This is a genomic window from Salegentibacter sp. BDJ18, from assembly GCF_017579965.1.
Lineage (GTDB): Bacteria > Bacteroidota > Bacteroidia > Flavobacteriales > Flavobacteriaceae > Salegentibacter.
The window spans coordinates 52,696-78,058 of the sequence record NZ_JAFLQX010000016.1 but is presented as its reverse complement, the minus strand read 5'-3'; the positions used below and the strand labels follow the sequence as shown (position 1 = coordinate 78,058).

Here is a 25,363-nt window from a genome sequence, read left to right as displayed (position 1 = left end):
GGGCTTGAAATCGATTATTTAAGATCACGTAAACATTATTTTAACTTATATGCTAAATATTCATATATTCAGCGTCACAAAAAAGAAATTTAGACCAACGACCATTTACAAAAGCTGAATAGCGAAAAAAATCAAAATGCTTACCAGAAAACAATTCTTAAACGGTTTCTCCATTCAAAACCAGGGTGACTATAAAATTACTGCCTGGCATCATTTGGTTTTTTGGTTAATATATTTTCTTTTTAATACGCTGCGATGGGGTAGTTATTACGATGATTTTGCTTTATCACTTAAAGGTAATTTGATTGGTTTTCCAATTCATATGTTTTTATGCTATTTCACCATTTATTTTTTAATTCCAAGATTTATCTTTAAACGGCGATTTATAAGCTTTTCCTCTATTTTATTGGTATCAATTTTTATTATGGTAGTGGCTAAGTTCTATCTTACGCTATTTCTTGTAAGTAATAATGTATGGCCTGAAGGTCCCGAAGCTACTTCTGAATTCACATTTAATTACGCCCTTACTATGATGCTGGGAGAGTTTTATGTGATTTCTTTTGTAACCGCAATAAAAATAACTTTAGATTGGCTTAGTGCAAGCAAACGGGCCGCAAGATTAGAAAAAGAGCAACTTCAAACCGAATTGCGATTTCTACGCTCGCAAATTTCACCTCATTTTTTCTTCAATACCCTAAATAATATATACTCCTTAAGCCTTGAACAATCTAAAAAAGCTTCAGAAACTGTTTTAAAACTTTCTGAACTTATGCGTTATCTACTTTATGAAACTAAAGATAACAAACAACCACTTGATAAAGAAATACTTTGTATTCAGAATTATCTGGATTTGGAACGAATTAGATATGGCGAACAGGTAAAAATAAATATGGAAGTTACCGGGGATATTGAGGGTAAAAAAATTCCACCAATGCTATTTATTCCATTTATTGAAAACGCTTTTAAGCATGGGGCCAGTAAGAACATTGGAGATGTTTGTATTTCTATAAAATTACAGGTGAAACAGGAAGATATTTACTTTAAAGTAAGCAACACCTTACCAGACAAAAGAATAAACAATAAGCTGGAAAAGGAAAGCGGGGGCATAGGGATAGAAAATGTAAAAAAACGCCTGGCTTTAGGCTATGCTGAAAAAGATTACAATCTGGAAATATACTCCAAAGACGAGAACTTTATTGTCGCATTAAAATTAAAATCTAAATGAGTTTACGCTGTGTTATTATTGATGATGAGCCTCTGGCGGTAAGCGTTATAAAGAATCATCTTTCGCAAGTTAAAGATATTAAGGTTGAAGCAAGTTTTAATAATGCTGTGGAAGCACTTGAATTTCTGAGAAAAAATCCTTCAGATGTTCTTTTCCTTGATATTAATATGCCGGTTTTAGATGGGTTTAGTTTTCTTAATACCCTGGAGAAAAAACCCATGGTTATAATAACTACTGCTCATCAGGAATATGCAGTAAAAAGTTTTGAACTTGATGTACTCGATTACCTGGTGAAACCAATATCTTTTCCACGTTTTTTAAAGGCGATAGATAAAGTAAAACGCCAACAGCTTAATATGCCTACCGAAACAGAACATCTTTTTGTAAAAGTAGACAAAAAGAAAATGAAGAAAATTTACCTTAATGATATTTTGGTAGTGGAAAGCTTAAAAGATTATATCAAAATTATAACGCGCTCTGGTAAATATATAGTACACCAAACTTTAAGTAGTTTTACCGAAAGTTTACCTGAAAAAAAATTCTTGAGAATTCATAGGTCATATACCATATCAGTAGATAAAGTTGATGCTGTGGAAGGCAATAGTGTGGAAATAAATGGATCTCTGTATGTTATTGGGCGTAGCTATCTCAATGAGGTAAAAGCTAAAATCCTTGATCTAGAATAACATTTTCAACCTTCAAAAATTTTATCTAAATCTTAGCGATTTTTAATTTATTACTTTACGTAATAAGTGAAGGTAAGCATTGGCATATTTTATCATTCCAGCATCATTTGGGTGCACCCCATCAATAAAATCTTCCTGGTTTAACCCCAACTCTTTAAATCCTAAAAGGTAAATATTATCAAATCCCTCTCCTTTTAATTTTTCAAAAGCTTTCCGATTAGATCGGTTTAATTCGAGGTACTTTTCTTTTTCAGGATAATGGACTTCTCCATGTGGATATCCCGCATGATCGGTTAAAATTATTGGTGTTTCAGGATGTGATTTTCTGATGGTTTTAACCCCTCCTATCAAACGTACTTTAGCTTGTTGTGCGTCCAAACCCTGACCGGATGTGAAATTTGCAAGACAATCTAATATAAAAACTTCTGCATCTAATTGGGCTAAAAAATTAAGAACCTCTTCTTCTAAACGCCCATTTCCAGAAAAACCGTAATTAAATAAAGGAATTCCAATTTCCCTTGATAAAATTGAAGTCCAGGCTGTACCTGGTCTCCCTGCACAAGCACCCTGAGTTATGGAAGTACCATAAACTACAATTGGTTTTGTATGGTCCCGTGGAGATTCTTTGAAATTAGAATTAGTTTTAATACCAATTTCCATATTAGAAACGGTATTGTACAATGGCAGATATAATCTTAACTTATTTTGAATCAAATCTGTAGTATCTTTTAGCCGAAATTTATAGGAAATTGTATCTGCAAAATTATAATTGGCCTTTACCCAATCCCATTTCCCTTCATCACGTTTATAAAGATCTACTCCACTTACCCCTGTTGCAGGCATATGCGGAAATTCTTCCGGTCCATTTACCTCGTATTTCACAATAATCTCATCAGTATTAGTTTCAAAATCCATATAGACACCTGCAGGATTTTCAGATAGATCCCATACGCGTTTTCTCACAAGGTCTTTCATGGAGCCGGGAAAACGTTGAAATGGATTTGAAGTCTCGGCATTAATTTTTCCCCCAAGCTTCATTTCGTCCACTTTATACCAGGTAAATTCTGTAGCATTCTGTGCGGTTAGAACTCCAAAAATCAGCATTAAAAATAAGCTTAGATATCCTTTCATTGTTCAAATTTATGATCTTTCAAACCTTTATGATAAACCAGGTTTTTAGAGTTATCATTCCTTTTAACCTTTATCATTAAACTTGCCAGATAACCTCCAATCACACAAACCGGAATTGCGATTAGGGGATAGATATAGAAATTTATAGGAGTTTGATATTTTAGAAAAACAACCACAATTACACTAAGTAAAGCCCCGATTAATGTACCAGCCCAATTAGCTCTTTTTAAGAAAATCCCGAGAATAAAAATACCGGTAAGGGCACTTCCAAATAAACCAACAACTTCCTGGAAGAAGAAAAAGAGGGAAGCAATGGGAAAAGCTGCCATTAAACAAGCAACTGCTGTACCAATTACCCCAACCGTTATTGTTACCCATTTTGCAACTTTCATAGCAGTAAGTTCGGAGTAATTTTTACTAAAGCGTTTATAGTAATCAACCGTAACCACCGTTGATACACTATGCATACTGCTATCTAAACTAGACATTGAAGCAGAGTAAATCCCCGCTATTACAAGACCGGCCACACCGGGAGGAAGGTGATTTGCAATAAACAATGGGAAAATACCATCATTTTGCATTCCCACAACTATAAAATCAGGATTGTCTTTAAAAAAGACATATAAAAAAGTCCCCATTAAAAAGATAAGCAATCCAGCAGGAATGGAAATTATTCCGTTAAGCCAAATACTTTTACGTGATTCCTTTTCGTTGGCTGTGGTTAAATAACGTTGTACTACTGCCTGGTCTGTAGTGTATGGCGCAAAATTTAATGCGAAAGAACCTAAAAATAATGACCAGGTTACGACCTCAGTCCAGCTAAATCGGAAATCGAATAACTTCATTTTATTATCCGCATAAGCAGTTTCAAAAATATAACCTACATCCCCAATATCTATGGCAATATAGATAAGTCCAAGGATAAGCCCTCCAATAAGTACAATTACCTGAATAACATCTGTCCAAATTACAGCTTCAATACCTCCCAAGACCGTGTAAAGTATTGCAAGAACACCCATGATAATTATTGCCGTATAGATGTCCAAACCTACTACTGTAGACAGTGCAAGGGCTGGCAAATAAACAACAATCCCCATTCTCGCCACCTGAAACAGTACGAAAGAAGCACTACCAAAAATTCTTACCGCAATATTAAATCGCTTTTCAAGATATTCGTAGGCAGTAGTAATATTTAAATTTCTAAAGAACGGAAGGTAAAAGGTAATGACAATAGGCACCGTAAGCAAAATAGTAAAGTAACCTAAATAGGCCTGCCAGTCATAAGAATAGGCCAAAGCCGGTTGTGAAAGATAGGTTATTGCACTAAGCATCGTTGCATAAATACTCAACCCAGCAGCCCACCAGGGTATACGCCCACCAGCCAGAAAATAATCATCTGTACTATTGTTTCGTCTGGAAAAATACCAACCAAGCCCAACAATTAATGCTAAATAAACAAATAAAGTAATGTAATTAATCAAGCCAAAATCTGCCCTGTGGGGCTCCACACTAATTTTGTGAACGGCCGGGGTACGTACACCAGGACTTATCTCTCCTCCAGCAATAAAAATCTCATCATTCCAGAATTCGGCGTCAGTTACCACGGGGGTGGCTCCAGGAATTTCCCCTCTTTTACTCCAGGTATCAGTAATTGCATGATAAGCCCATATTGTAGAAGAAAATGATGTGTTCTTAAAATTACTGGCTATAAGCTTATTAATTGAATCGGTTTTTTGGTTGATTTCTGCTTTAGAAAGTTTTGAACCTTCCAAGTTTATAAGCTCATTTTGAAGTTCCAAACGTTGCTTCCATAGTTGGTTTTCTCCTCCGGCACCGCCAAAAATGATAATATGCGCATCTCCAAGCTTAACCGCCGGGGCTGCGCCAATATATCCTCCTGAAAGTCCGGGAGTAGCATTGGTAGGAATATCTGCTTTTTGTCTCCATTTCTTTTGAAGCGGATTATATTCATACACATCAGTCAAAAATTGATTCGGATCATTTGCATCGGGATTGAAATGAGTTCCACTAAAAACATAAACACAATTCGCCTTTCCGTTGTTCTGGCTAACCACTACGGGTTGAATTCTACCTGGACCTGGTAAATCTTCTAAACGTTGCCATTCATTATTTTTAAAAGAGAAAAATTTATTACTTGCTTTACTTCCATTTTCTTCCTGTCCTCCAACAACAAAAACCTCATCACCTATATTTGTAGCCTGCATATTAGCCAGAGGTACAGGTAGATCAGGCTGCTTTTCAATTTCAATTTTCTTCTCTCTCGGGTTCCATTTTAGCAGAAAAACTTCAGAAAATGTACCATCTGAATTATTCCCTCCAATACATAACAAGCCATCGGGAGTAGACACTGAAGCTCCATAAGCCAGTTTCCGCGGTAATTTTGCATTTACTGAAATCCAGTTATAGCTATCATTCGATTTTTGTAAAACTTCAATAGTATTATACCAAACTTTTTCTCCTCCTTCCCAAACAGGGTCATTCGGAAAATTTGCTCCGCCAGCAACGATAAAAGCATCGTTATGGACTCCCGTGAAGGCTCCATTAACGCCTAATTCATTATTGAGATGTGCAATGGTATCCCATTTGAAGTCAAGCCTTTTTTCAATTTGAGCAGTTAATTGCCCGCATAGAAATAATAAAAGAAAAAACAACCGAACATTCATAAGCTAAATTTTTGCCCAAGATAATAATTTTGTATTATGTATAACATATAAATATCAAAATATTATGAAGACTTTTGAGAATTTAATGTAATTCCAGTGAAGTGATCATTATTACTGGTGCAGTTAAACATTCGTTAGTCAGAATTCCAGGTTCTTTTTGTTTTCTAAAAGCAACCTTGACTTCTACACCCATTGCGCGAAATTCTTCTTCTATTTCATGTTGAAAAACATATTTTTCATCAGAAAGTTTTAGAGTTATATAGCCATTGATAGTTGCACAGTCTGGCTGGTAATATAAAGTAGCCGCTGCATGTTCTAATTCATTATCATTTTGCTTTTCAACAGTACAACCCAGTAGTAATATTAAAAAGAGGAGGGATAAAAATTTCATACTACTAGTTAATTTTAAAAAGCGAATATTAAGTCCTTGATATCAACCATGATCCAATTGTCCAAAGACTATTAAGAAATAAGATTAAAAAGGCCCAAAAGGAATATTGGTTAATTGAAAATCTATCATTTTTCCAATAAATAGCCGAGATACTTAATAAAACAACCTGGCCTATTAATAAAAGAATAGTGAAGGATTCTACAATAAACTGGATAAAGAAATTATTCCATTTTAAGATTTTTGCATTTAAGTACAAAAAACCAAAATACCCAGCAATAAATATACTGAGATAAAATAAGCGTTTTGAAGATAAATTCTTTATCATAGATTATTTGTTTGATTTTTTAGGACTATCTCATAACCTCCATCTTAAATGTTGAAGCCGGCAAGCCTTCCGAATTAATCAAATTACCGGTAGCCCAGGGCTGCCAGTTATAGTAAATAAATTTAGGCTTTTTTGAAGTTTTAATAAATACTTTATCTCCTTTTACTTTTGCCGGTGCTTGCGATTTTCCATCAATTGAAAATCCCCTCAAAGATTTATCATCTAAGGTTTTGAGTTCTTTTCCAGTAAACCTAAAATCTACAATTACCTTCCTATTTTTATTAATAGCATTCTTTGGTAAGGGACCAGAAACCAAAACATCTTGCCCATATTCTTTGTTTAAAGCCCATCGCGCAAGCCTATTGCCCACAGCTTTTTTATTTCGTGGGTGCACATCGTGACGGGCACCAATATCACTACTCACGGCCATTCCCACATTCTTCATTTCCTCCAGTAATCTACGCTGCCCGTCCCTAAATTCAGGCCAAAAGTGAGAGTCATAATTTATGGTATCAATTGAAGACAACTGAACCCAGTAAAAAGGTAAACTAGGGTTCTCCCATTTTTTTCGATAATCCTGTATCATAAGTTTTTGCAGCTCAGGATATTCTTCTACACGCTCCTTTTCCTGGGCGTTACTTTCGCCTTGATACCAAAGAATACCTTTAATTGGCATTTTTAAAATAGGCGCAATACCTGTGTTAAATGCGAAACCTGGTTTATAAGCATGATTTGGTCCATTGGAGTTATTTTCTACTTGATTTCCGTTGATATTCTCCCGACCTCTTTCTCTTATCCAATCGGGTAGATGTGCATTATAAAGCCAGTTCGAACCCGTTTTCTTAGAAAATTTTTTATTCTCCTTTAAAGTTTCTAATGCAATGAATGTTTCCAGGGGTGCACCGCCAATAGATAAATTGATAAGGCCTACCGGAATCCCTTTTTTATCTATAATTTGTTTCCCAAAATAGTATCCTATAGCACTCATAGCTTTAAAAGAAGAAGTATCGCTTTCCTCCCATTTTTTATCATAGAATAATTCTCCCCCAGCCAATTTTTTTCTTTGATCCTGATTATAGGCCTTCCCATAAATATTCTTTCCTATATACTTAGGGTTATAGAACCTTAGTTGCTTGTTATCGGCATTTTTTAATTCCTCTTCAAAATGCATTTCCCCGCTCATAGGCCACTCCATATTAGATTGACCCAATAATAGCCAAACATCCCCAATAAGGATATTAGTTAAAGTAATTGTTTGTGTTAACGATTTTATTCGAATTTTCTGTGGCTGAGAGGTTGCTAGTTGTCTTCCAAATTCAAGTTCCCAACTACCATTAATGTCTGCGACGGTGGACTGGTTTTTATTTAGAAAACTCACAACAATTTCCGTTTGCGGAGGAGCAGATCCCCAGATTTTAATGGGTTGATCCCGTTGAAGCACCATATTATCAGTAAATATTTCTGCTACTTTTAATTGGGAATGTGAAGTATTAATAGCTAAAAGAAGAACAAAAAGGAAAAAAATCCATCTCATAATTTTTATTCTTTTATTGTTGAAAATCGAATTCCCTCCTGCTCCAATTTTTCATTTTTAAAAGTTTTAAATCAAGGAGTAATTGGCCCCCAATATTTTTCATAATCTGATGCTGCTGGCGGATTGGGATCTCTTACAATCCTAAATCCTACAAATTGAGCATCGGTATTCCACCATTTACTTTTCGGGAATTGAGGGTCGCGCATTTTCCAGTTCTCACTGGATTCCAAACGAGCAGCACTTCTTAAGTATTCAGCATCATCATAATAAGAGCCTCCCCTAACACTATGAGGATATTCATTTTCTGGTACTACAAAAGGATTAGAGGTCCGATCCTCCCTGTTTTTATAAGTATCAGCGCTATAAGCATCTAAAGTCCACTCCGCAACATTTCCGTGCATATCATAAAGCCCCCATTGGTTTGGTTTCTTTGAACCCACGGCGTGGTAATGACCGTCACTATTTTCATAAAACCAGGCATATTCATTTAAATCGTCAGGGTTGTCGCCAAAATGGTAAGAAGATTGATTCCCAGCCCTGGCAGCATATTCCCATTCTGCCTCAGTGGGTAAGCGATAAAAATATCCTGTTTTTGCTGAAAGCCATTTACAGAATTTTTGCGCGGCCAGATATGTTATATTCACCACCGGCATACCATCGCCTGTTCCCATTCCCAAACTCATATCTACATAAGGCACAGTAGCACCTGAAATAGCATCAACTTTAATAGTTATATCCTTAGCCTTATTCTCTAATGGCAAATCATTTAACGGACGCTCCAGGTAGAGCTTAAAAAGCTTCCATGTAATTTCGTGAGATGCCATCCAAAAAGGATCAATCTGTACCTTATGTAACGGTGTTTCATCTTCAAAATGACCAAATTCTTCTGGCGAACTACCCATTTGAAATTCCCCGCCAGGAATAGCAATCATTTTAATCTCTAAATCTGTACCTGAAAGTTCCTGAACATAATTTTCTAACTTGTCCTGGCCGTAAAATTCAACAGAAGCCAAAGTTAAACAGGTAACAAAAAATTTTATATATCTCATTTTTTAAAAATCATCACTTTGTTTATATGCTTCTATTACGGCGATTTCACCCTTTTTTCCCTGCAGGGAGTTCCCGTGTTCCATACCTACTATTCCATCAAAACCTTTTGAATGGATATATTTAAATACATTTCTATAATTGATCTCACCGGTAGTGGGTTCGTTCCTTCCCGGGTTATCGCCTACCTGAAAGTATGCTATCTCATCCCAACCTGCCTCAATATTAGGAATTAGGTTCCCTTCTTGAATTTGTTGGTGATAAATATCAAAAAGTATTTTACAGGAAGGACTATTTACAGCCTTACAAATTTGATAAGCCTGGGGGGATTCGCTCAAAAATAAACCGGGATGGTCTCTAAAATTTAGAGGCTCCAATACCATTGTAAGATCGTGGGGTTCTAAAATATCGGCAGCACGCTTTAAAGATTCTATCACATTTGCAGTTTGATATTGCTTATTTTGACGTTGATCTACATAACCGGGCACCACCGTCATCCATTTCGCATTAACACGTTTAGCCACCTCTACCGATTCTCTAATTTCTTTTAGAAATTCATTTTGCAAATCTTTATCTCCACTAGCTAAATTAGGTTTGGTCCAGTAAATAGTATGGGCCACAAAAACACCCATTCGTATATTTCTTTTGGCCATTGTTGCAGCCATTTCTTCTTGTAACCCCAGCGTTCTTCCTTTCATTCCATTATCCTCAAAGGCCTTAAAACCCTGATCTGCCATAAAATTAAGCTGATCTATGGGATCTTCTCCTGCGTGGCTACTAAACATTCCCAGGTGAGGGGCATAATCAAGATTAAAATTAACCTCATTTGAAAAAGTATTTTCATTGAAATTAGCAGCGAAAGCCCCTACCGGCGCCAAACCAGCCAGGGCAGATGCTGCTATGTTTTGCTTAACAAAGGTTCTTCTATTCATTATTATTTAGCTGCTGTAGGTTCATTTTTAGTTGATTGAGAATCTTCAAAAACATGCGTGGCATAATTTAAATCCATTTCGTTGTAGTGTTTTTTAAATTCGGTTAGCCCGCTTTTAAATTCTTCCCAGTTACGTTCTTCGGGATAGGTCCAGACCACCTCAGACAAAGCTGTCATTCTCGGTAAAATCATATACTCTACGTAATCTGAATCTTTTATATATTCAGTCCAAACATTGGCTTGCGCTCCCATAATATACTTTGCTTCCTCAGTTGATAATTCTTCAGGAACAGGATCAAAAGAATATACATGTTCAACAGTAGAATTGCCTCCAATTGCCAGAGGTTCATTTTCAGGATTGGCTTGATAATGGTCAAAATACAAATGAGTATTTGGAGTCATCACTACATTATGCTTTTGTTTAGCAGCTTCAATCCCACCCTGGTTACCTCTCCAGGACATTACCGTGGCATTAGGAGCAACGCCTCCCTCAAGAATCTCGTCCCAGCCAATTATTTGACGACCATTTTTATTTAGAAATTTCTCAATTCGCCTAATAAAATAGCTTTGCAATTCGTGCTCATCTTTAAGCCCCTCTCGTTTTATAACTTCCTGTGCCTGGGCACTTTTTTCCCATTCTGTTTTTGGTGCTTCATCTCCACCAATATGAATATATTCACTTGGGAATAATTCCATAACCTCGGTTAAAACATTTTCCAGGAATTCAAAAGTTTCTTCTTTTGGTGCCAATATTTCATCAAATACCCCCCATTTAGTAGCCACTTCATAGGGACCTGTATTATTACCTAATTCTGGATAGGCAGCTAAAACTGCGCGAGAGTGACCTGGCAATTCTATTTCGGGGATAACAGTTACATGTCTTTTAGCAGCATAATCCACGATATCCTTAACTTCTTCTTGCGTGTAATACCCTCCATATTCTTCGCCATCACCTTTATATGGATCAAAATTCTTTTCTATCATCGTTTCTTTCCTCATAGAGCCAATCTCGGTAAGTTTAGGATATTGTTTTATTTCGATTCTCCACCCCTGATCTTCGGTTAAATGCCAGTGGAAAGTGTTCATTTTATGCACCGCTATTAGATCTATATATTTTTTAATGAAAGCTACCGGAAACATATGTCGAGCTACATCTAAGTGCATTCCGCGATAATCAAATGCTGGAGCATCTGAAATAGCTACGGCAGGAATACTGATTTCTGCTGATTCATTTTGAAGTTCAGATTTTAAAGGAAGAAGCTGTTTTAGCGTTTGCACCCTATAAAAAACACCTTTGGCAGAAGCTCCTTCTACTACAACCTTTTCGTGTGTAATCTTTAAATTATAAGCTTCATCTTGATCAAAATCAGTTGAAATTTTAAGACTAATGCTTCTTTTTACCTCATCTTTATTAGATTTAATTGCTGGGGTAACGCCTGCAATTTCCCCAATATAATCCGCAAGAAATTTAGCTTCCTGATTTAATTCTTCACTTGCCTGTATTTGAATATTCTCGTCTATAACAAAAACCCCATTTGAAGTTTCCATTTTTTGTGGATGCGGAATTATAGCATAATCTTGCTTCTTATTTTCAACTTGTGCAAATTCCTCATAAGATTTAGATTTATCACATGCTAAAAGAGTTGCAGTTAAAAATAATAACAATATAAGGTTTTTCATAACTAACTTTCCATTTATAAATATTCAATAAATATAATTATCATATCGAAAATTAAAAATTTATACTTCATAATTTTTAACTTTCGATATCTTTAAAAATAAAATTGCTTTTAATTAATTTGAATTTTCAATATTTTCGAAAGCCTGCCAGCATTGATACATAGCACGAGGCACATGAAAACAACCTTTCCATTTCCCTCCTTTTAAACTAAGGTGTGGTTCTCCCTGCCTATTTAAATAGCCAAACCACTCGCCATTCTTTTCGTCGGAAAATTTACTCCATGCATAGTCATGGACTTTTTTATACCACTCCCAAACTTCCTGGTTTTTGGTTAAGCTATAGGCTTTTGAGAGCGCCACAAGCGCTTCCAGGTGTACCCACCAAAGTTTTTGATCCCATTCTAACTGCTGGGGTGGATTACCTTTAATATCAAGAAAGTAAAAAATTCCGCCGTATTGTTTATCCCAGCCAAATTCTAAGGTATTTAAAACAACCTGGACCGCTTCATCCAACAATTTTTTATCATTCTGCCTTTCTGCAATATCCATCATGAACCACATCGCTTCAATACCGTGACCCGGATTAATAAGACGTCCTTCAAAACTATCTGAAAATGAACCGTCCGGATTTAAGTTTTCATAAATCAAACCATCGTCCTGAAGAAACACCTCCATCACTTCTGTTATGCTGTGCTCCAGCCGCAGATCAACTTCTTCTTTTGGTAAAACCGATTCCAGTTCCAGAACGAGATTGGATAAAATCATAGGAAGGGAAAAATTTCTAAGGGGCCGGTTACCCATAGTTTTATCGTATTTACCTTTTGGATTTTCCTTTCTATCTAGAATATTATAGTAGGTTTTACGAGCCAGTGCTTCAATCTCTTTATCTCCACTGGCTTTTGCATATTGCCCGAAAGCCATCGTTGCAAAACAATCGGAAAAAATATTATAGGGAGCAATAAGAGGTTTCCCTTCGCGGGAAAGGGAAAAATAAAAGTTACCATTTTTATCCATGGCATGGGTGCGCAAAAAGTCAATCCCGTTTTTAGCAATATCAAGCCATTCCTTTTTTTGCTCTACATCATTGAAAAGAAACGAATACATCCAGGCCTGCCTTCCCTGCAACCAGACGAATTTATCAGTATCATACACCTGGCCTTCCTGGGTTAAGCACGAAAAATAACCACCATGTGTCTTATCGATTGAAAAGTTGCTCCAAAAAGGAATAACATCTTCTAAAAGTGCTTTTTTATATATAGTTGAATTCATATAATATGTATAACATAATACGAATATAAAAATTAGTTATATCTTTATCCTTTATTATCTGATATTTTATAAATTATTTTTATTTCTTAGCTTTTTTGGAATATTTGCATGACTATGAAGAACATAAAACCTATTGATACACTTTCTCTGGTTGATAAAGTTGAAATTCGACTCTTAGAATTTTTTAAAAATAACAATTTAAAACCCGGAGATCCAATTCCCAAAGAACTTGAGTTTTCTCAATCACTGGGAGTTAGTCGTACGGTTATAAGGGAGGCATTATTAAGGCTAAGAACCCTTGGATTGGTGGAGTCAAAAAAACATAGAGGCATGGTGCTTACCGAACCAGATATTATAAATAATTTTGCTCGTATTTTAGATCCCACGCTTTTGGGCACCGGTATATTAAAGAATCTTTTTGAACTGCGTTTAATCTTAGAAATGGGAATGGCAGATTTTCTTTTTGAAAGAAAAACTCAGAAAGATTTAGACGATCTGGAAGAGATTGTTGTAAAGGAAGAGGAACAGGAATCAGATCAAAGCCATTTTAGCCTTGATAAGGAAATAGCTTTTCACGGGAAACTTTACCAAATTTCAAATAATAAAACCCTGCAAGGCTTTCAGCAATTATTATTACCCGTTTTTGAATATGTTCATTTAAAAAACACTCCGCAAGATTTTAAACATCGATATTCTTCAGGACATTTTGTTACTCACCGCATGTTAATGGATAATATAAAAATTGGAACACCAGAAACATTTAGAAATGCCATGCGTCATCATTTAGAACCTCATTTTGATTCCATTTTTAAAGAAAAATAAACTTTTATTCAAGTCGCTTAATTTTAATGTCCCGAAATTCAACTTCTTGCCCTTCGGCCTGAAGACCAATGTATCCCTGGGTTAAAAGTTTTCCATCTTGTTTAATTTCCGGATCATAACCTTCAGTGGTACCACCACCAATTTGAGGTTTTGTATATTTTAATACCGTCTTACCATTCACTTTATGAATAACAAGACTGTCCTGAACTATCAATTCAGCTTGCACCCATTCGTTCCATAAGTAAGTATCTGAAGAAGAACTAATACAATGCCGTGGATCCATTTCTCCCTCAAAAAAAACTTCAGTGCCCGGGGAACACATATTTCCCGTTGGGCGTGGATTGCCGTCACCGGCATCTGCCAGCATTTGATATTCAACTGAAATTGGCCAATCCTGATTTTTTAAAATTGTTTTAGGATCCTGAGAATGAAACATCACTCCGCTGTTTCGGTAAGTGTAGCCTGGCGCATCTTCCATCCATTCTTCAGTAAAACGATATTCAAATTTTAAGTGGTAATTTGAAAATGGTTTCTCATAAAAAAGATGACCGTATCTTTCGTTAAAACGTTCATATCCCTTATAATTTACCTGAATAACTCCATCTCTAACCTGAAAGGTGTTTTGATAATTATCACCCAATTCATGTTTGTGAATTTTTACTATCCAGTTATCCAGATTTTTTCCATTGAATAAATATTCCCAACCATCATCTTTTTCATTTTTCGAAGTATTTATTTTACAAGAAACCAAAATTAAAATGCTAGTGGAATAACAAAAGAATTTAATAATATTATATTTCATCTGAATATTAAATAGGAAAATTAGGTGTTAAAATAGTTTAAAAACACCAAAATCAAAATTCCCGGGCGGAATTTTGATTTAGTATTGTAAAAAATCCAGATCTCGGTATTCACAACTGGCTAAATTAAATCAACTGTAATTAATCAAGAAAACCTGTGAAATTATCAAAGAATACCGAGTCTAGATAATTGAAAGTATTTTGGTTATTGTTTTTTTACTTATCAGTCAACCATTCTAAAGAAAAGCTTGTAAAAAGATTCCTGGAATAGCCATCGGCTTCAAAAAACACACCTATATCACCATTCTCTAAAACCGTAAGATCAGAATAGGCTGCAGATCCAGGATATATAGTTTTTCCTTCACTCCAGGTTTCTCCTTCGTCATAACTTATACGAACGCTTAGGTTTTTTCTTTCCTCTGCATCATTGGAATTTGAAAAAAGCAGGATATCTTTTTCGTTCTCACCGTCACGAGTATACCTAATAATACTCGCATTATTTCCTGGGTCGGTCAATTTAGTTTCTGGACGGGTTTCCCAACTTTCTCCCTTATCATCAGAAATATGTACATATCGATGTCCTTCACCTGTATTCACTCGAGCATTAATCATATATCTTCCATCGGCAAGCTCAATAACCTTAGATTCATCTGCAGGTTGAATTGGGGTGTCGATTAAAAACCAGCTTTCTCCGTGGTCATCACTACCAAATAAATGTAGACCATTATCCAGGTTTACAAGGGTATGCAGTAGCCTCCCAGAGCTTGTTTGTGTTCCACGTCCAGAAGTAATGAATTTAAAATCTTTATGCCATTCATCCTTAGCAATTTCCGTAGTAATATCGCGGGGTTCTGTCCAGGTTTTGCCGTTGTCTTTACTCGAAACTACATGTAGATAATAGATATTCGCTTCATTGTCAAGATCCATAAAGTTATAGAACATAAAAATTTCATCTGTCTCTTCATCAACAATCATAGAAGGGTCTGATGCAGATTCTCCCTCGGGAAAATCAACTACCGTTTCAATTTCGCTCCAGGTTTTACCATTATCGGTACTTCTACGCTGTACAATATTTATATCTTTGCTCCCTCTTAAATCAGCACAAGAAGGTACTCTCTCATCTATTGCAGCTATAAGATCTCCATTAGGAGCAGTTATCAAAGAAGGGATTCGATAACAGGCAATATTCTCTTTAGCTTCTGCATTAAAAAGATCTTCAAACACTAACTCCTGTGTTTTAGGCTCATTAATTTCTTCTATTTTGGCTTCTTTTTCTTTAGCGTTATCATTGCAACCTTGCAAAAAAGCACCGAGCACTATTAGTAATACAATTTTTTTCATAATTTTTAATTTAATTAAATTTTAAAAAAGGCCGCAAGTGCGGCCTTTTCAGCTAACTAACTAATAAATAATAACCATGGGTATAATTATTATTCATAACCTTCTGTTTGTTCCAATAGCGGATTATTGGCTATCATTCCTGGAGAAATTGGTAGTTCCAATTTATAAGCTTCAGCTGCATCCAAACTTTCTATTTCATCAAATATAAATGTGCCTCCTGCACGTCTTAAATCCCACCAACGTTTTCCTTCCCCGATAAATTCTTTTAACCTTTCATCAAGAATTGCACGAGTATTCTCTACCTGAGAGCCACCTGTATAAGCATCTTCGGCTTCTGTATAATCCTCTCCATAAGCTCTCATTCGAATTTGATTGATTTCTTCTGACGGATCTTCCCCTAAATTATTTTTGGCCTCAGCCAAAAGCAATATAACATCGGCATACCTAAACAATGGTACATCATTATTACTTAAACGGCTACCTGCTTCAACTACACCCAAAAACTTTTTCAGAATAGAGGCTTGATACCCTTCAGTATCAAATGGAATATGACCTTCATCATTACCATAAAGCCTAATAAAAGTCTCATCTCGGCGTGCATCTTCAGTATTATCAATCATTTCCAGGATTTTAATACTTGGTCCATAACGGTTACCTCCATTAGAAATAAAATCGGCCATAGAGTTACCATAGGAATCCCAGGTAGCATTTATCTCTGTAGACCGACCAGTAAATAATCCGCTATAAAAATTTCCAGCTTCATCTTGTGTATAATCAAATTTAAAAATGAACTCATTATTATTTTCATTTTCTTCACCCCACAGATCATTGTAATTTTCTACCAGGCTAAAGCCCATTCCTTGTACTTCTTCTAGAGCTAATTTTGCTTCATTATAATCTGTATCTCCCCCGCCAAGGAGTTTACCAGACCATAAATAAACTTTTCCTTTCAAGACCAAACTTGCAGCTTTAGACCAATAGGTTCGCTGCCCATTCCAAAAAGATTCATCATTTCCAAAAGCCTCTAAAGATCTGGCAATATCGCTTTTTACCAATGCCATTACCTCTTCTTTAGAGGAACGAGCTTTAGCTAATTCGCTCGGATTAACGTCTAACAAAGGTTCAGTTGAAATTGGTACTCCACCCCAGGTTTTTAACATTGTAAAATACATAAATGCCCTAATTCCATACACCTGTCCAATAAGGTGAGCTTTATCGGCTTCATTGTCAAATTCGATATTTTCAATATTTAAAAGAAAATCATTAATATGATGCATATAACCGTAAAAACCAGCCCAATTTCCAAATGGCACCTGAGTAGCACTAATATTTTGATTAATTAAATCGAGGTTAGCTGGAGATTCAAACGTAGGACCTCCCCAAATATCTGAACGAACTTCACCCATAGTCCAGAAAGTACTATTTCGAGCTCTAAAATTAGCATATAAGCCAACCTGCGCAGCTCTTGCAGCCTCTTCACTTTCCCAAAACCCATTATAGGTTAAGGTGCTTTCCGGCTGTAGATCTAATTCGCTTTCGCAAGCTCCGAGTGCAAAAAGTAATATAAGTGCACTAACTATTTTATAAATCTTCATATTCATTATTTTTTATTAAAAACTTAAATTAACACCCAGAGTATAACTTACCGGTAAGGGGAAACGACCGCTATCTATACCTCCATTTTCTGGAGAGTAGCCGGTATAATCATTAAAGTATGCTAAGTTACTTCCCGTTCCATATATTCTAAGGTTTTGGAATACATTACCTATAAGTTCTCCTGGAACATTGTAACTTAAGGTCACCTCCCTAAGAGCTAGGTAGTCCCCTTTTTCCCAATAACGAGAACTACTATTGTACTGTCCTCCATACGGAAAGGACAAGTGGTTACGTTGTGGATCAGTGAAATCGTATCTGGGAACGTTTGTATTTGGATTTTCTTCCGTCCAGGTATCTAACAATTCGTTAGTCCAGTTCATATTTCCTTGAACTTGCGCCATTCCCCGGGATCTTGCATTGTTTTGTATTAGATGGCCTAAAGCAAAGTCAGTCTTTATAAACAAGTTAAAGTTTTTATAGGTAAGATCTGAGGTGAATCCTCCAAAGAAATCTGGTGTAATTCTACCAATTTTCACCCTGTCGCGAAAATCTATAATATTATCACCATTCACATCCCTCCAACGAGAATCCCCTAACTGCTGAATTTCTGGGTTGGTTGCCATTTCTACTCTACGACCTTCGTGCTCTGCCAGATCGGCTTCAGTTTGATAAACTCCTTCTTGAATATAAGCAGTAACAATATCAGTTCCCACTCTTTGTCCTTCCTGTAAACCACCTATATATCGGGTACCATCGGTTTCAGGGTCATAAATCTCAATCCCTCCTTGACGGTTGTTTTCTACCCCGTTATCAGGTAAAGATTCCACATATCTTTTTTGTGTAAAATAAGTACCACCAATATTCCAGTTCCAATTGTCGTTATTGACAATTGTTGCATCCAATTCTAATTCAAAACCTTTATTTCTTAAGGTCCCGTTATTCACAAGGATAGAACTAAATCCAGTCCATTGAGGTAAAGTTAAACCTGCAAGTTTATCATCCACATCTCGAATAAAATAATCTACTAAAAGATTCACACGATTTTTAAACAGGCCTAAATCCAATCCAAAATTGAGTGTAGTGGCACGTTCCCATTTTAGACCAAGTGTTGGTAAATTGGTATTAGCGTAACCGGTTTGACCACCATACACAGCGGTTTCCGCATATAAACCATAAACACCATAATTACTCAATACATCTATATTTCCATTCACCCCATAACTAACACGTGGTTTAATACGCGATACTAAGCTTTCAACATTTGAACTTTCATAAAAGTTTTCATTATGAAGATTCCAACCAAATGATACCCCTGGGAAGAAATCATATTTTTCAGTCCCTAATCTCGAAGTTCCGTCTTGTCTAAAAGTAAGACCTAGTAAATATCTATTATCATAATCATAATTTACCTGCCCAAAAACTGAAGCAATAGCATAATTAGTTTTTGAGGAAGAAGGCACTCCATTAGCTTCTGCTCCCGCATTCAGAGTAGTAATTAAATCGGTAGGAGATAACCTTGTTGCTCCACTCAATACAAAATAGTCTTCTCGAAAAAATTCTCCACCCAACATTGCATTCACATTGTGTTTTTCATTAAAAACATTATCATAAGTAACCGTGGCCGTGGCCTGATTTCTCAATGTTTTTTGATGGCTGGCAGAAGCATTTCTAGTGGTTACTAATGATCCCGCATTTAAGTACGCTTTATTAAAGCTCTCATTAGTGTTATTAATAGTAAAATGGGAACCCCTAAGCATTAAGTTGAAATTTTCTATAAACTGCCAGTCCAATTGTACTGATGCAGTAAGACGCTGCTCCAAATTCTCACTTAAAAATTTATCCTTATAGTATAAAGGATTACCAAAACTAGTATTTGTACCAGGGTTTGGATCATCACTTAAACTCCCATCGGGATTATTATTATAAATCCTGGACGTAGGTGGTTGCCCCGCCGCACGTTCGAATATTTGATTATCATTACCCAAATAAGTACCATTAACTTCGGAATGCGCATAAAGTAAATTTGAAGAAACTTTAAAATTATCTTTTACGTTATAGGACCCGTTAAACGTTCCTGAAAACCGTTCAAAACCAGAACCAATAACAATACCTTGATCATCAAGATATCCCAAACCGGCATAATAAGTACCTTTCTCATTACCGCCATCAAAAGAAAGAGAATGATCTTTTGAGTGACTATTTTGAAAAAACAACTCACTCATATCATTTTCTTGAAAAATTAACTGCTGCGACGGATTTATAGGATCTTGAATGGAACTCCAACCTGGCTGATCTAACAAATATCTATTATCGTCTCCTAAAATCATTGTAGTAAAAGGAGAATTTGTAGTGTTATTACCAGTTCCCATCCCCTGGGGTCCTACTAGAAAATTATTAAATGCGCCTTCACCAAGTACTCTTTGTGTATTTCTAATTGCCCTACGATTATAAATAATAAAATCTTCGGCCCCAAGATATTCTGGGGTGTCCCGTCTTTCATTGATAGTATACCTATGCCTATAGGTAATATTAGAACGTCCAGCTTTTCCTTTTTTGGTAGTTACCAGAATAACTCCGTTTGCAGCTCGCGCACCATATACGGCAGTAGAAGCAGCATCCTTTAAGACTTCCATAGATTCAATATCGTCGGAATTTAAAGCATAAAAGGATCCGGGAACCCCGTCAATTAAGATTAATGGACTACCGCCACCACCAAAATCACTTCCCCCCCGTAGAGAGATACTTGGTGTAGCTCCGGGTTGACCAGTGTTTTGAGTTACACGTAAACCTGCAATAGTACCCTGAAGTGCTGTAGCCGCATTAGATCTAGGCGCGCTTTCCAGTACTTTAGTATCTAATTTGGAAACTGCAGTAGCCATATTACTCCTCAACTGGGTGGAATACCCAGTAACAACCACTTCATCCAGGCTGGATAGATCTTCTTCAAGAATAACATTAATTTCAGCATCCCCGTCTTCTACAACGATTTCGGTAGTTTTGAAACCTATATAACTAAAGGTTAAAGTTTCTCCCTGGGATACTTCTATATTATATGCTCCATCAAAATCGGTTTGAACACCACGATTAGTATTTTTCACTAATACATTAACTCCAGGTATAGGGATTCCTGCTTCATCTGAAACAACTCCTGAAACTTCGAAATCCTGAGATTGCATCGTAAAGCCAAAACACAAAAATACAAGCCCACCCAATAGTACTTTATTAGTGAAATCTGGCCGGGATAATTGCAATACCTTATTCAAAAGGTATCTCCAATCATCCATAATTAATCTTTTTTTCATAAAATTAGGATTTAATTTGTTTGTTTTTAACACTGCTAATATAAATAAAAGCATTATGTTATACATAATAATTTAATAAAAAAATTTTCGTTATGATGAAAAATATTCGGACAACCCAATGTTTTCAAAAGTTTCGAAAGCATTTTTTATTTCAGAATCTTTTAAAGTAGGATGCGGATAACGCGAGGGACCACAATCTACGCCAAGTTTCTTCATAAAACTTTTCCCAGATCCATTGAAGCTTCCATAGGTACTTAATTTTTCTACAAATTTTGCTACAAAACTCTGTAACTGCGCAGCTTTCTGAAGATTACCTTTATCAAATTCTTCCTTTATTTTATAAAAAAGTGGTGATAAATGATTGTAAGTACTTCCAACCCAACCACCAGCCTGTAAGCCTAGTGAAGAATAAAAAGCTTCATCTACTCCAAAGAAAATATCCAAATCAGGATGACCCAGACTTGTTTTTTGAAATTCTACGAGGTTATTCTCAGTAAATTTAATACCAGCAAAATTGGGAATTTGTTCCTTAGCTTTTTCAGCAAAACTCCGCATTGGAAAATTTACACCGGTTAAAACAGGTAAGTGATAGTAGTAGAAAGGAAGGTTTTTTGCCTTTAATGCAATTGATTTACAATAGTCAATTAATTGCTGGATATTTGAAGGTTTAAAATAAAAAGGAGCTATTGCTGCCACTGCATCTGCCCTTCCCACTGAAGAAGCTGCAAGAATTTCTGCCTCTTTCAGGCTATTGCTTCCTACGTGATTTATTAAGTATAAGCCATTTGATTTATGATCTGCCCAGGCTTCCAGGAGCTCTGTACGCTCATTAGGGGTTAACGAAACAAAATCACCAGTAGAACCATTAATAAAAACTCCAGATAGTTTATTCCTTTTAAGAAAATCGGCATACGGACCAACCATCCCAGGATTAATGCTCCAATCATCTTTCATAGGCGCATAAGTCGCCGCAAACAAGTTTTTCATTTGATATGTATTATGTATTACATATCAAATATATAAAATATTATCTTTTATTCACCTTTTCCGGCAATTAAAACTTCCACGTTATTCTTTTGTAACATCTTAAGGTCGTTCTCATCAATTCCATCGTCGGTAATAACCTTATCTATATGTTCAAAATTCTGAATAAAAGCCAGACCGGTTTTTTTGAACTTAGTAGAATCAGCGACAACAATTACTTCTTCAGCAATCTCAATCATTATTTGATTTAGATATGCCTCTTCCATATGGTGGGTGAAAAAGCCGACATTGCTTCTAATACTATCTACTCCAAGAAACAATTTATTACAAAAAAGCTGTTTTAAATTGCGCTCCGCCATTGGCCCCACTAAGGACATGGAAAATTCCTTTAAATATCCGCCGGGCATATAAACTTTTAAATTATCAAACTGAGCTAGATTATTAACAATATCCAAAGCATTAGAAATAACCGTAATTTCTTTAAATTTACCAAGATTACTAGCAATTTCAAAAGTAGTTGTTCCCGAGTCCAGAATAATAGAATCATTCTCCTGGATAAGACCAACAGCGGTCTTCCCAATTAGCCGTTTAAGATCGCGATTAATACTTTTCTTTTCTGATACCGCTAAGGCCAGGTTATTTGTCTTAAAAGCACCTCCATGAGCCCTAACAAGGAGTTTATTTTTTTCTAATTTATCTAAATCGTTACGAATAGTAACTTCACTCACACTAAAGTGCTCACTTAATTCGGTTACATTCACTTTATTTGTTTCATCTAAAATTTCCAAAATTTTAGATCGGCGTGCTGCGGCTTTTCTCATAGATTAGCTTTAATTTATTTAGATAACTATTTTCCCTATTAGAGGTATAGTTACTTTTTTATTATTTATTCCAAAATTAGACAAAAAATAAAAAATTCCTGTTAGTTATAGACAACAAAACAGGAATTTAAAAAATATTATATTTCGTTTGAAAGTTTTATTCCAAAATATACAAGTTTTTTCGTAATAATGAATAAATAACTTTTAAGCTTTTAATATTACATTGGTTGTTCCTCCTCCTTTTAAAGTTACATCTACAGGCTTATTATTCTTCCATGCTCCTCTTGTAAAATCAGGCACGTCCATGGACTGAGCTCTGTTAATAACAGAATCTACTGAAAGAGGGGTGATTGCACTCCATAAAGCTGCATCGTATACATCCTGGTCTAAAGGAAGGCCGTTTCTAAGACAATCAATCAATCTCCAGTCCATGATAAAATCCATTCCGCCATGGCCACCAACTTTCTTCGCCATATCACCTACTTTTTTCACTATTTCAGGTGTATATTTACTTTCAAGTTCAGACATTTCGTTTTCATTTAACCAACTATGTCCCTTAGCTACTCGCTCAGGGCTTGGCCATTTTCTCGCAAAAGCTTCAGTTCCGCTTACTAAATGTATTCGGGAGTAAGGGCGTGGTGAAGTAACATCATGCTGCACCATTATACTTTTTCCTTTTTTGGTCTTAATCATGGTGGTATTCATATTTCCGGCATAATCTTTACCAATAAATTGGTCGTAAAACGGATCATCTTTAGCTAATTCCTTAGCTTTTGCAGCCATATGAAAATCATTACTGGACAGCGATGTTAAATAATCCATTTGGTCACCCCTGTTCACATTCATTATCTGGCAAATTGGGCCTAAGCCGTGAGTTGGATAGAGGTTTCCATCTCTTTCATAATTCTCTCTTAGACGCCACATATCTTCATATGCATTTTTCTGAAAATTTAGATCTAAAAGATCATGGATATACGCTCCCTCTCCGTGAATAATTTCTCCAAAATAACCCTGGCGTGCCATATTCAAAGTTAAAAGTTCAAAGAAATCATAACAGCAATTTTCAAGCATCATACAATGCTTCTTAGTTCTTTCAGATGTTTCCACAAGCTCCCAACATTCATCTATAGTCTTTGCCGCTGGAACTTCTACTGCAGCATGTTTTCCGGCTTCCATAGCGTACACGGCCATTGGCGTATGCCAGTCCCACGGGGTTGCAATGTAAATTAAATCCAGGTCTTCCCTATCTACCATTTCTTTCCAGGCATCGTCACTCCCCGAATATAAATCGGGATTATGGGAAGTTCCCTTTAAAAGTTCTTTTGCTTTTTCAGCCTGTTTAGGTCTTAAATCACACAGTGCTTTAATCTCTACTCCTTCAATCTGGCTCATACGGTTTACCGCACCAGGACCTCTCATTCCCAGACCAATGAAACCAATACGAACGGTATCTAATTTGGGAGCGGCATAACCGCTCATATTAAACTGTTGTGGACCGGTAGGAGCATTTGCTAAAAAAGCTTCAGGCCCTTTGCAGTTTAAAAAGCTACTGCTTACCAGTCCAAGCCCGCCAAGACCGGTTATTCTTAAAAAATCTCTTCGGTTATTCTTCATAATAAAAGTTTTAATTCTAGAAAATCTGTATAGTTATTAAGTACTTAAGAAGTAGCAGATCATAAAAGATATGTTTCATACTATTTAAAGCGAACCAGGAAAAACAAACATTAGCAATTTAAAAATCGGAAAAACCATAAGTTTCTTTCGCATTAGTATAGAATATCTTTTCCACTACTTCTTTGGGGAGATTAAGCCCTTTGAATTCTCCTTCAAATTCCGGAGCGCTCAATGTTTTTGATGTGGCAAAAAAATCGTAATGAAATTGCCACAAATTTTCAAATCTTGCGGCGATTTCGTCTGCCGGCGTATTACCATCGTCAATCACATCGGTGCCGTATATAATTCTATCCTGATATTTTATGCAGAAGTTGCGTACAGCTTCCCAATTATCTTTAGCCTGCAATTGTAAATGGCAAACACGCTCAGCTACATCGGTTAAAGTGTTTGGATATGCCTCCAAACGAGCAGCAACTTCTTTGATGCTCCACTCCATGCTAAACAAATGAAGCCCCACATAGGTTATTTCGGGGAATTTTTTTAGCATATTATCCCTGGCCTGCATTTGATCTTCATAAGACGGATATTGCTTTTGAAGAAACATATGATATTCGGGATGGTCTTTAAAATAATTTCTATCTGAATCTACAGTCATTTCATCCAGAGGTAACCAACAATTTCGAGGCTCTCCCTGATGCCCTATAAGCATAATTTTATTCTTTTGAATAAAATCAAAAATTGGATCAAAGACAGGATCATCTATCATTACAAAACTGCCGTCTTTGTGATGATAATCAAAACCTACATCTTTCCATATCTTCACCCCCACTGCTCCATTATCCATCCCTCGCTTTATCTGATTGATAGCATCATCTACAAACTCTGGAGTTCCCCATTTTTTAAAATTGAATGTGGTAAAATATTTTATTCTTCCCGGATATTTTTTCTGAAGCTTAAGAATGATTTTTTCCTGTTCTTCAATTTTTTCAAAAAATGGGATATTGGTGTTTATAGAAAGAAAACCCGAATTATATTCCATCATTTTCTCCATTTTTTCTGAAGAAAGCGTGTTTAAATGCACGTGTGCATCTATAAATTTTGATATCATATTGTTCTCTTTTTTTAATTCTATTTACACTTAATTTTTTTCCTTTTTATGGGAAATAGATTTTGGTTGCAA

19 protein-coding genes are annotated in these 25,363 nt (G+C 35.9%); 3 read left to right on the top strand and 16 right to left on the bottom strand.

All coding sequences use genetic code 11. The features are described from left to right. The first annotated feature begins 136 nt into the window (after positions 1 to 136). Entirely contained in the window at positions 137 to 1,225 is a 1,089-nt protein-coding gene (locus tag J0871_RS09580; protein ID WP_208225014.1) for a histidine kinase, read from the top strand. Continuing rightward, positions 1,222 to 1,911 (top strand): response regulator transcription factor, encoded by a 690-nt coding sequence (locus J0871_RS09575; RefSeq protein ID WP_208225013.1) that lies wholly within the window; start codon positions 1,222 to 1,224, stop codon positions 1,909 to 1,911. Before J0871_RS09580 ends, J0871_RS09575 begins: the two co-directional genes overlap by 4 nt. 42 nt (positions 1,912 to 1,953) lie before the next feature. Here J0871_RS09575 and J0871_RS09570 read toward each other — a convergent pair whose 3' ends face one another. The 8 genes from J0871_RS09570 to J0871_RS09535 form a co-directional block, all read right to left on the bottom strand. Continuing rightward, complete coding sequence (locus J0871_RS09570) at positions 1,954 to 3,042, bottom strand: SGNH/GDSL hydrolase family protein (RefSeq protein ID WP_208225012.1); 1,089 nt, start codon at positions 3,040 to 3,042, stop codon at positions 1,954 to 1,956. Continuing rightward, positions 3,039 to 5,726 (bottom strand): sodium/solute symporter, encoded by a 2,688-nt coding sequence (locus J0871_RS09565; RefSeq protein ID WP_208225011.1) that lies wholly within the window; start codon positions 5,724 to 5,726, stop codon positions 3,039 to 3,041. Before J0871_RS09565 ends, J0871_RS09570 begins: the two co-directional genes overlap by 4 nt. Before the next feature lie 82 nt (positions 5,727 to 5,808). Further along, positions 5,809 to 6,117 (bottom strand): hypothetical protein, encoded by a 309-nt coding sequence (locus J0871_RS09560; RefSeq protein WP_208225010.1) that lies wholly within the window; start codon positions 6,115 to 6,117, stop codon positions 5,809 to 5,811. A gap of 350 nt (positions 6,118 to 6,467) precedes the next feature. After that, positions 6,468 to 7,976, bottom strand: a complete 1,509-nt coding sequence (locus J0871_RS09555; RefSeq protein ID WP_243870449.1) for a sialate O-acetylesterase — start codon at positions 7,974 to 7,976, stop codon at positions 6,468 to 6,470. 71 nt (positions 7,977 to 8,047) lie between these two features. Continuing rightward, positions 8,048 to 9,025: a formylglycine-generating enzyme family protein gene (locus J0871_RS09550; RefSeq protein WP_208225009.1), complete on the bottom strand. Its 978-nt coding sequence runs from the start codon at positions 9,023 to 9,025 to the stop codon at positions 8,048 to 8,050. A 3-nt stretch (positions 9,026 to 9,028) separates the two neighbouring features. After that, positions 9,029 to 9,955 (bottom strand): TIM barrel protein, encoded by a 927-nt coding sequence (locus tag J0871_RS09545; RefSeq protein ID WP_208225008.1) that lies wholly within the window; start codon positions 9,953 to 9,955, stop codon positions 9,029 to 9,031. A 2-nt stretch (positions 9,956 to 9,957) separates the two neighbouring features. Next, positions 9,958 to 11,634, bottom strand: a complete 1,677-nt coding sequence (locus tag J0871_RS09540) for a beta-N-acetylhexosaminidase (RefSeq protein ID WP_208225007.1) — start codon at positions 11,632 to 11,634, stop codon at positions 9,958 to 9,960. 114 nt (positions 11,635 to 11,748) lie between these two features. Further along, positions 11,749 to 12,903, bottom strand: a complete 1,155-nt coding sequence (locus J0871_RS09535; RefSeq protein ID WP_208225006.1) for an AGE family epimerase/isomerase — start codon at positions 12,901 to 12,903, stop codon at positions 11,749 to 11,751. A 114-nt stretch (positions 12,904 to 13,017) separates the two neighbouring features. On the opposite strand from J0871_RS09535, the gene J0871_RS09530 reads away from it, so the two are divergent. Next, positions 13,018 to 13,725, top strand: coding sequence for an FCD domain-containing protein (locus tag J0871_RS09530; protein ID WP_208225005.1), 708 nt, complete (start codon positions 13,018 to 13,020; stop codon positions 13,723 to 13,725). 4 nt (positions 13,726 to 13,729) lie between these two features. On the opposite strand, the gene J0871_RS09525 is transcribed toward J0871_RS09530, so the two are convergent. From J0871_RS09525 to J0871_RS09490, 8 genes are all read right to left on the bottom strand, one after another. Next, positions 13,730 to 14,527, bottom strand: a complete 798-nt coding sequence (locus tag J0871_RS09525) for a DUF1080 domain-containing protein (protein WP_208225004.1) — start codon at positions 14,525 to 14,527, stop codon at positions 13,730 to 13,732. 214 nt (positions 14,528 to 14,741) lie between these two features. After that, positions 14,742 to 15,866 (bottom strand): sialidase family protein, encoded by a 1,125-nt coding sequence (locus J0871_RS09520; protein WP_208225003.1) that lies wholly within the window; start codon positions 15,864 to 15,866, stop codon positions 14,742 to 14,744. A gap of 89 nt (positions 15,867 to 15,955) precedes the next feature. Continuing rightward, positions 15,956 to 17,461, bottom strand: coding sequence for a RagB/SusD family nutrient uptake outer membrane protein (locus tag J0871_RS09515; RefSeq protein WP_208225002.1), 1,506 nt, complete (start codon positions 17,459 to 17,461; stop codon positions 15,956 to 15,958). Positions 17,462 to 17,476: 15 nt separating this feature from the next. After that, positions 17,477 to 20,764, bottom strand: coding sequence for a TonB-dependent receptor (locus J0871_RS09510; protein WP_243870448.1), 3,288 nt, complete (start codon positions 20,762 to 20,764; stop codon positions 17,477 to 17,479). A gap of 90 nt (positions 20,765 to 20,854) precedes the next feature. After that, positions 20,855 to 21,751, bottom strand: coding sequence for a dihydrodipicolinate synthase family protein (locus J0871_RS09505; protein ID WP_208225001.1), 897 nt, complete (start codon positions 21,749 to 21,751; stop codon positions 20,855 to 20,857). A gap of 47 nt (positions 21,752 to 21,798) precedes the next feature. Then, positions 21,799 to 22,569, bottom strand: a complete 771-nt coding sequence (gene agaR, locus J0871_RS09500) for a transcriptional repressor AgaR (protein WP_075326315.1) — start codon at positions 22,567 to 22,569, stop codon at positions 21,799 to 21,801. A gap of 204 nt (positions 22,570 to 22,773) precedes the next feature. After that, entirely contained in the window at positions 22,774 to 24,183 is a 1,410-nt protein-coding gene (locus tag J0871_RS09495) for a Gfo/Idh/MocA family oxidoreductase (protein ID WP_208225000.1), read from the bottom strand. Between the two features lie 118 nt (positions 24,184 to 24,301). After that, complete coding sequence (locus J0871_RS09490) at positions 24,302 to 25,291, bottom strand: amidohydrolase family protein (RefSeq protein WP_208224999.1); 990 nt, start codon at positions 25,289 to 25,291, stop codon at positions 24,302 to 24,304. Positions 25,292 to 25,363 lie beyond the last annotated feature (72 nt).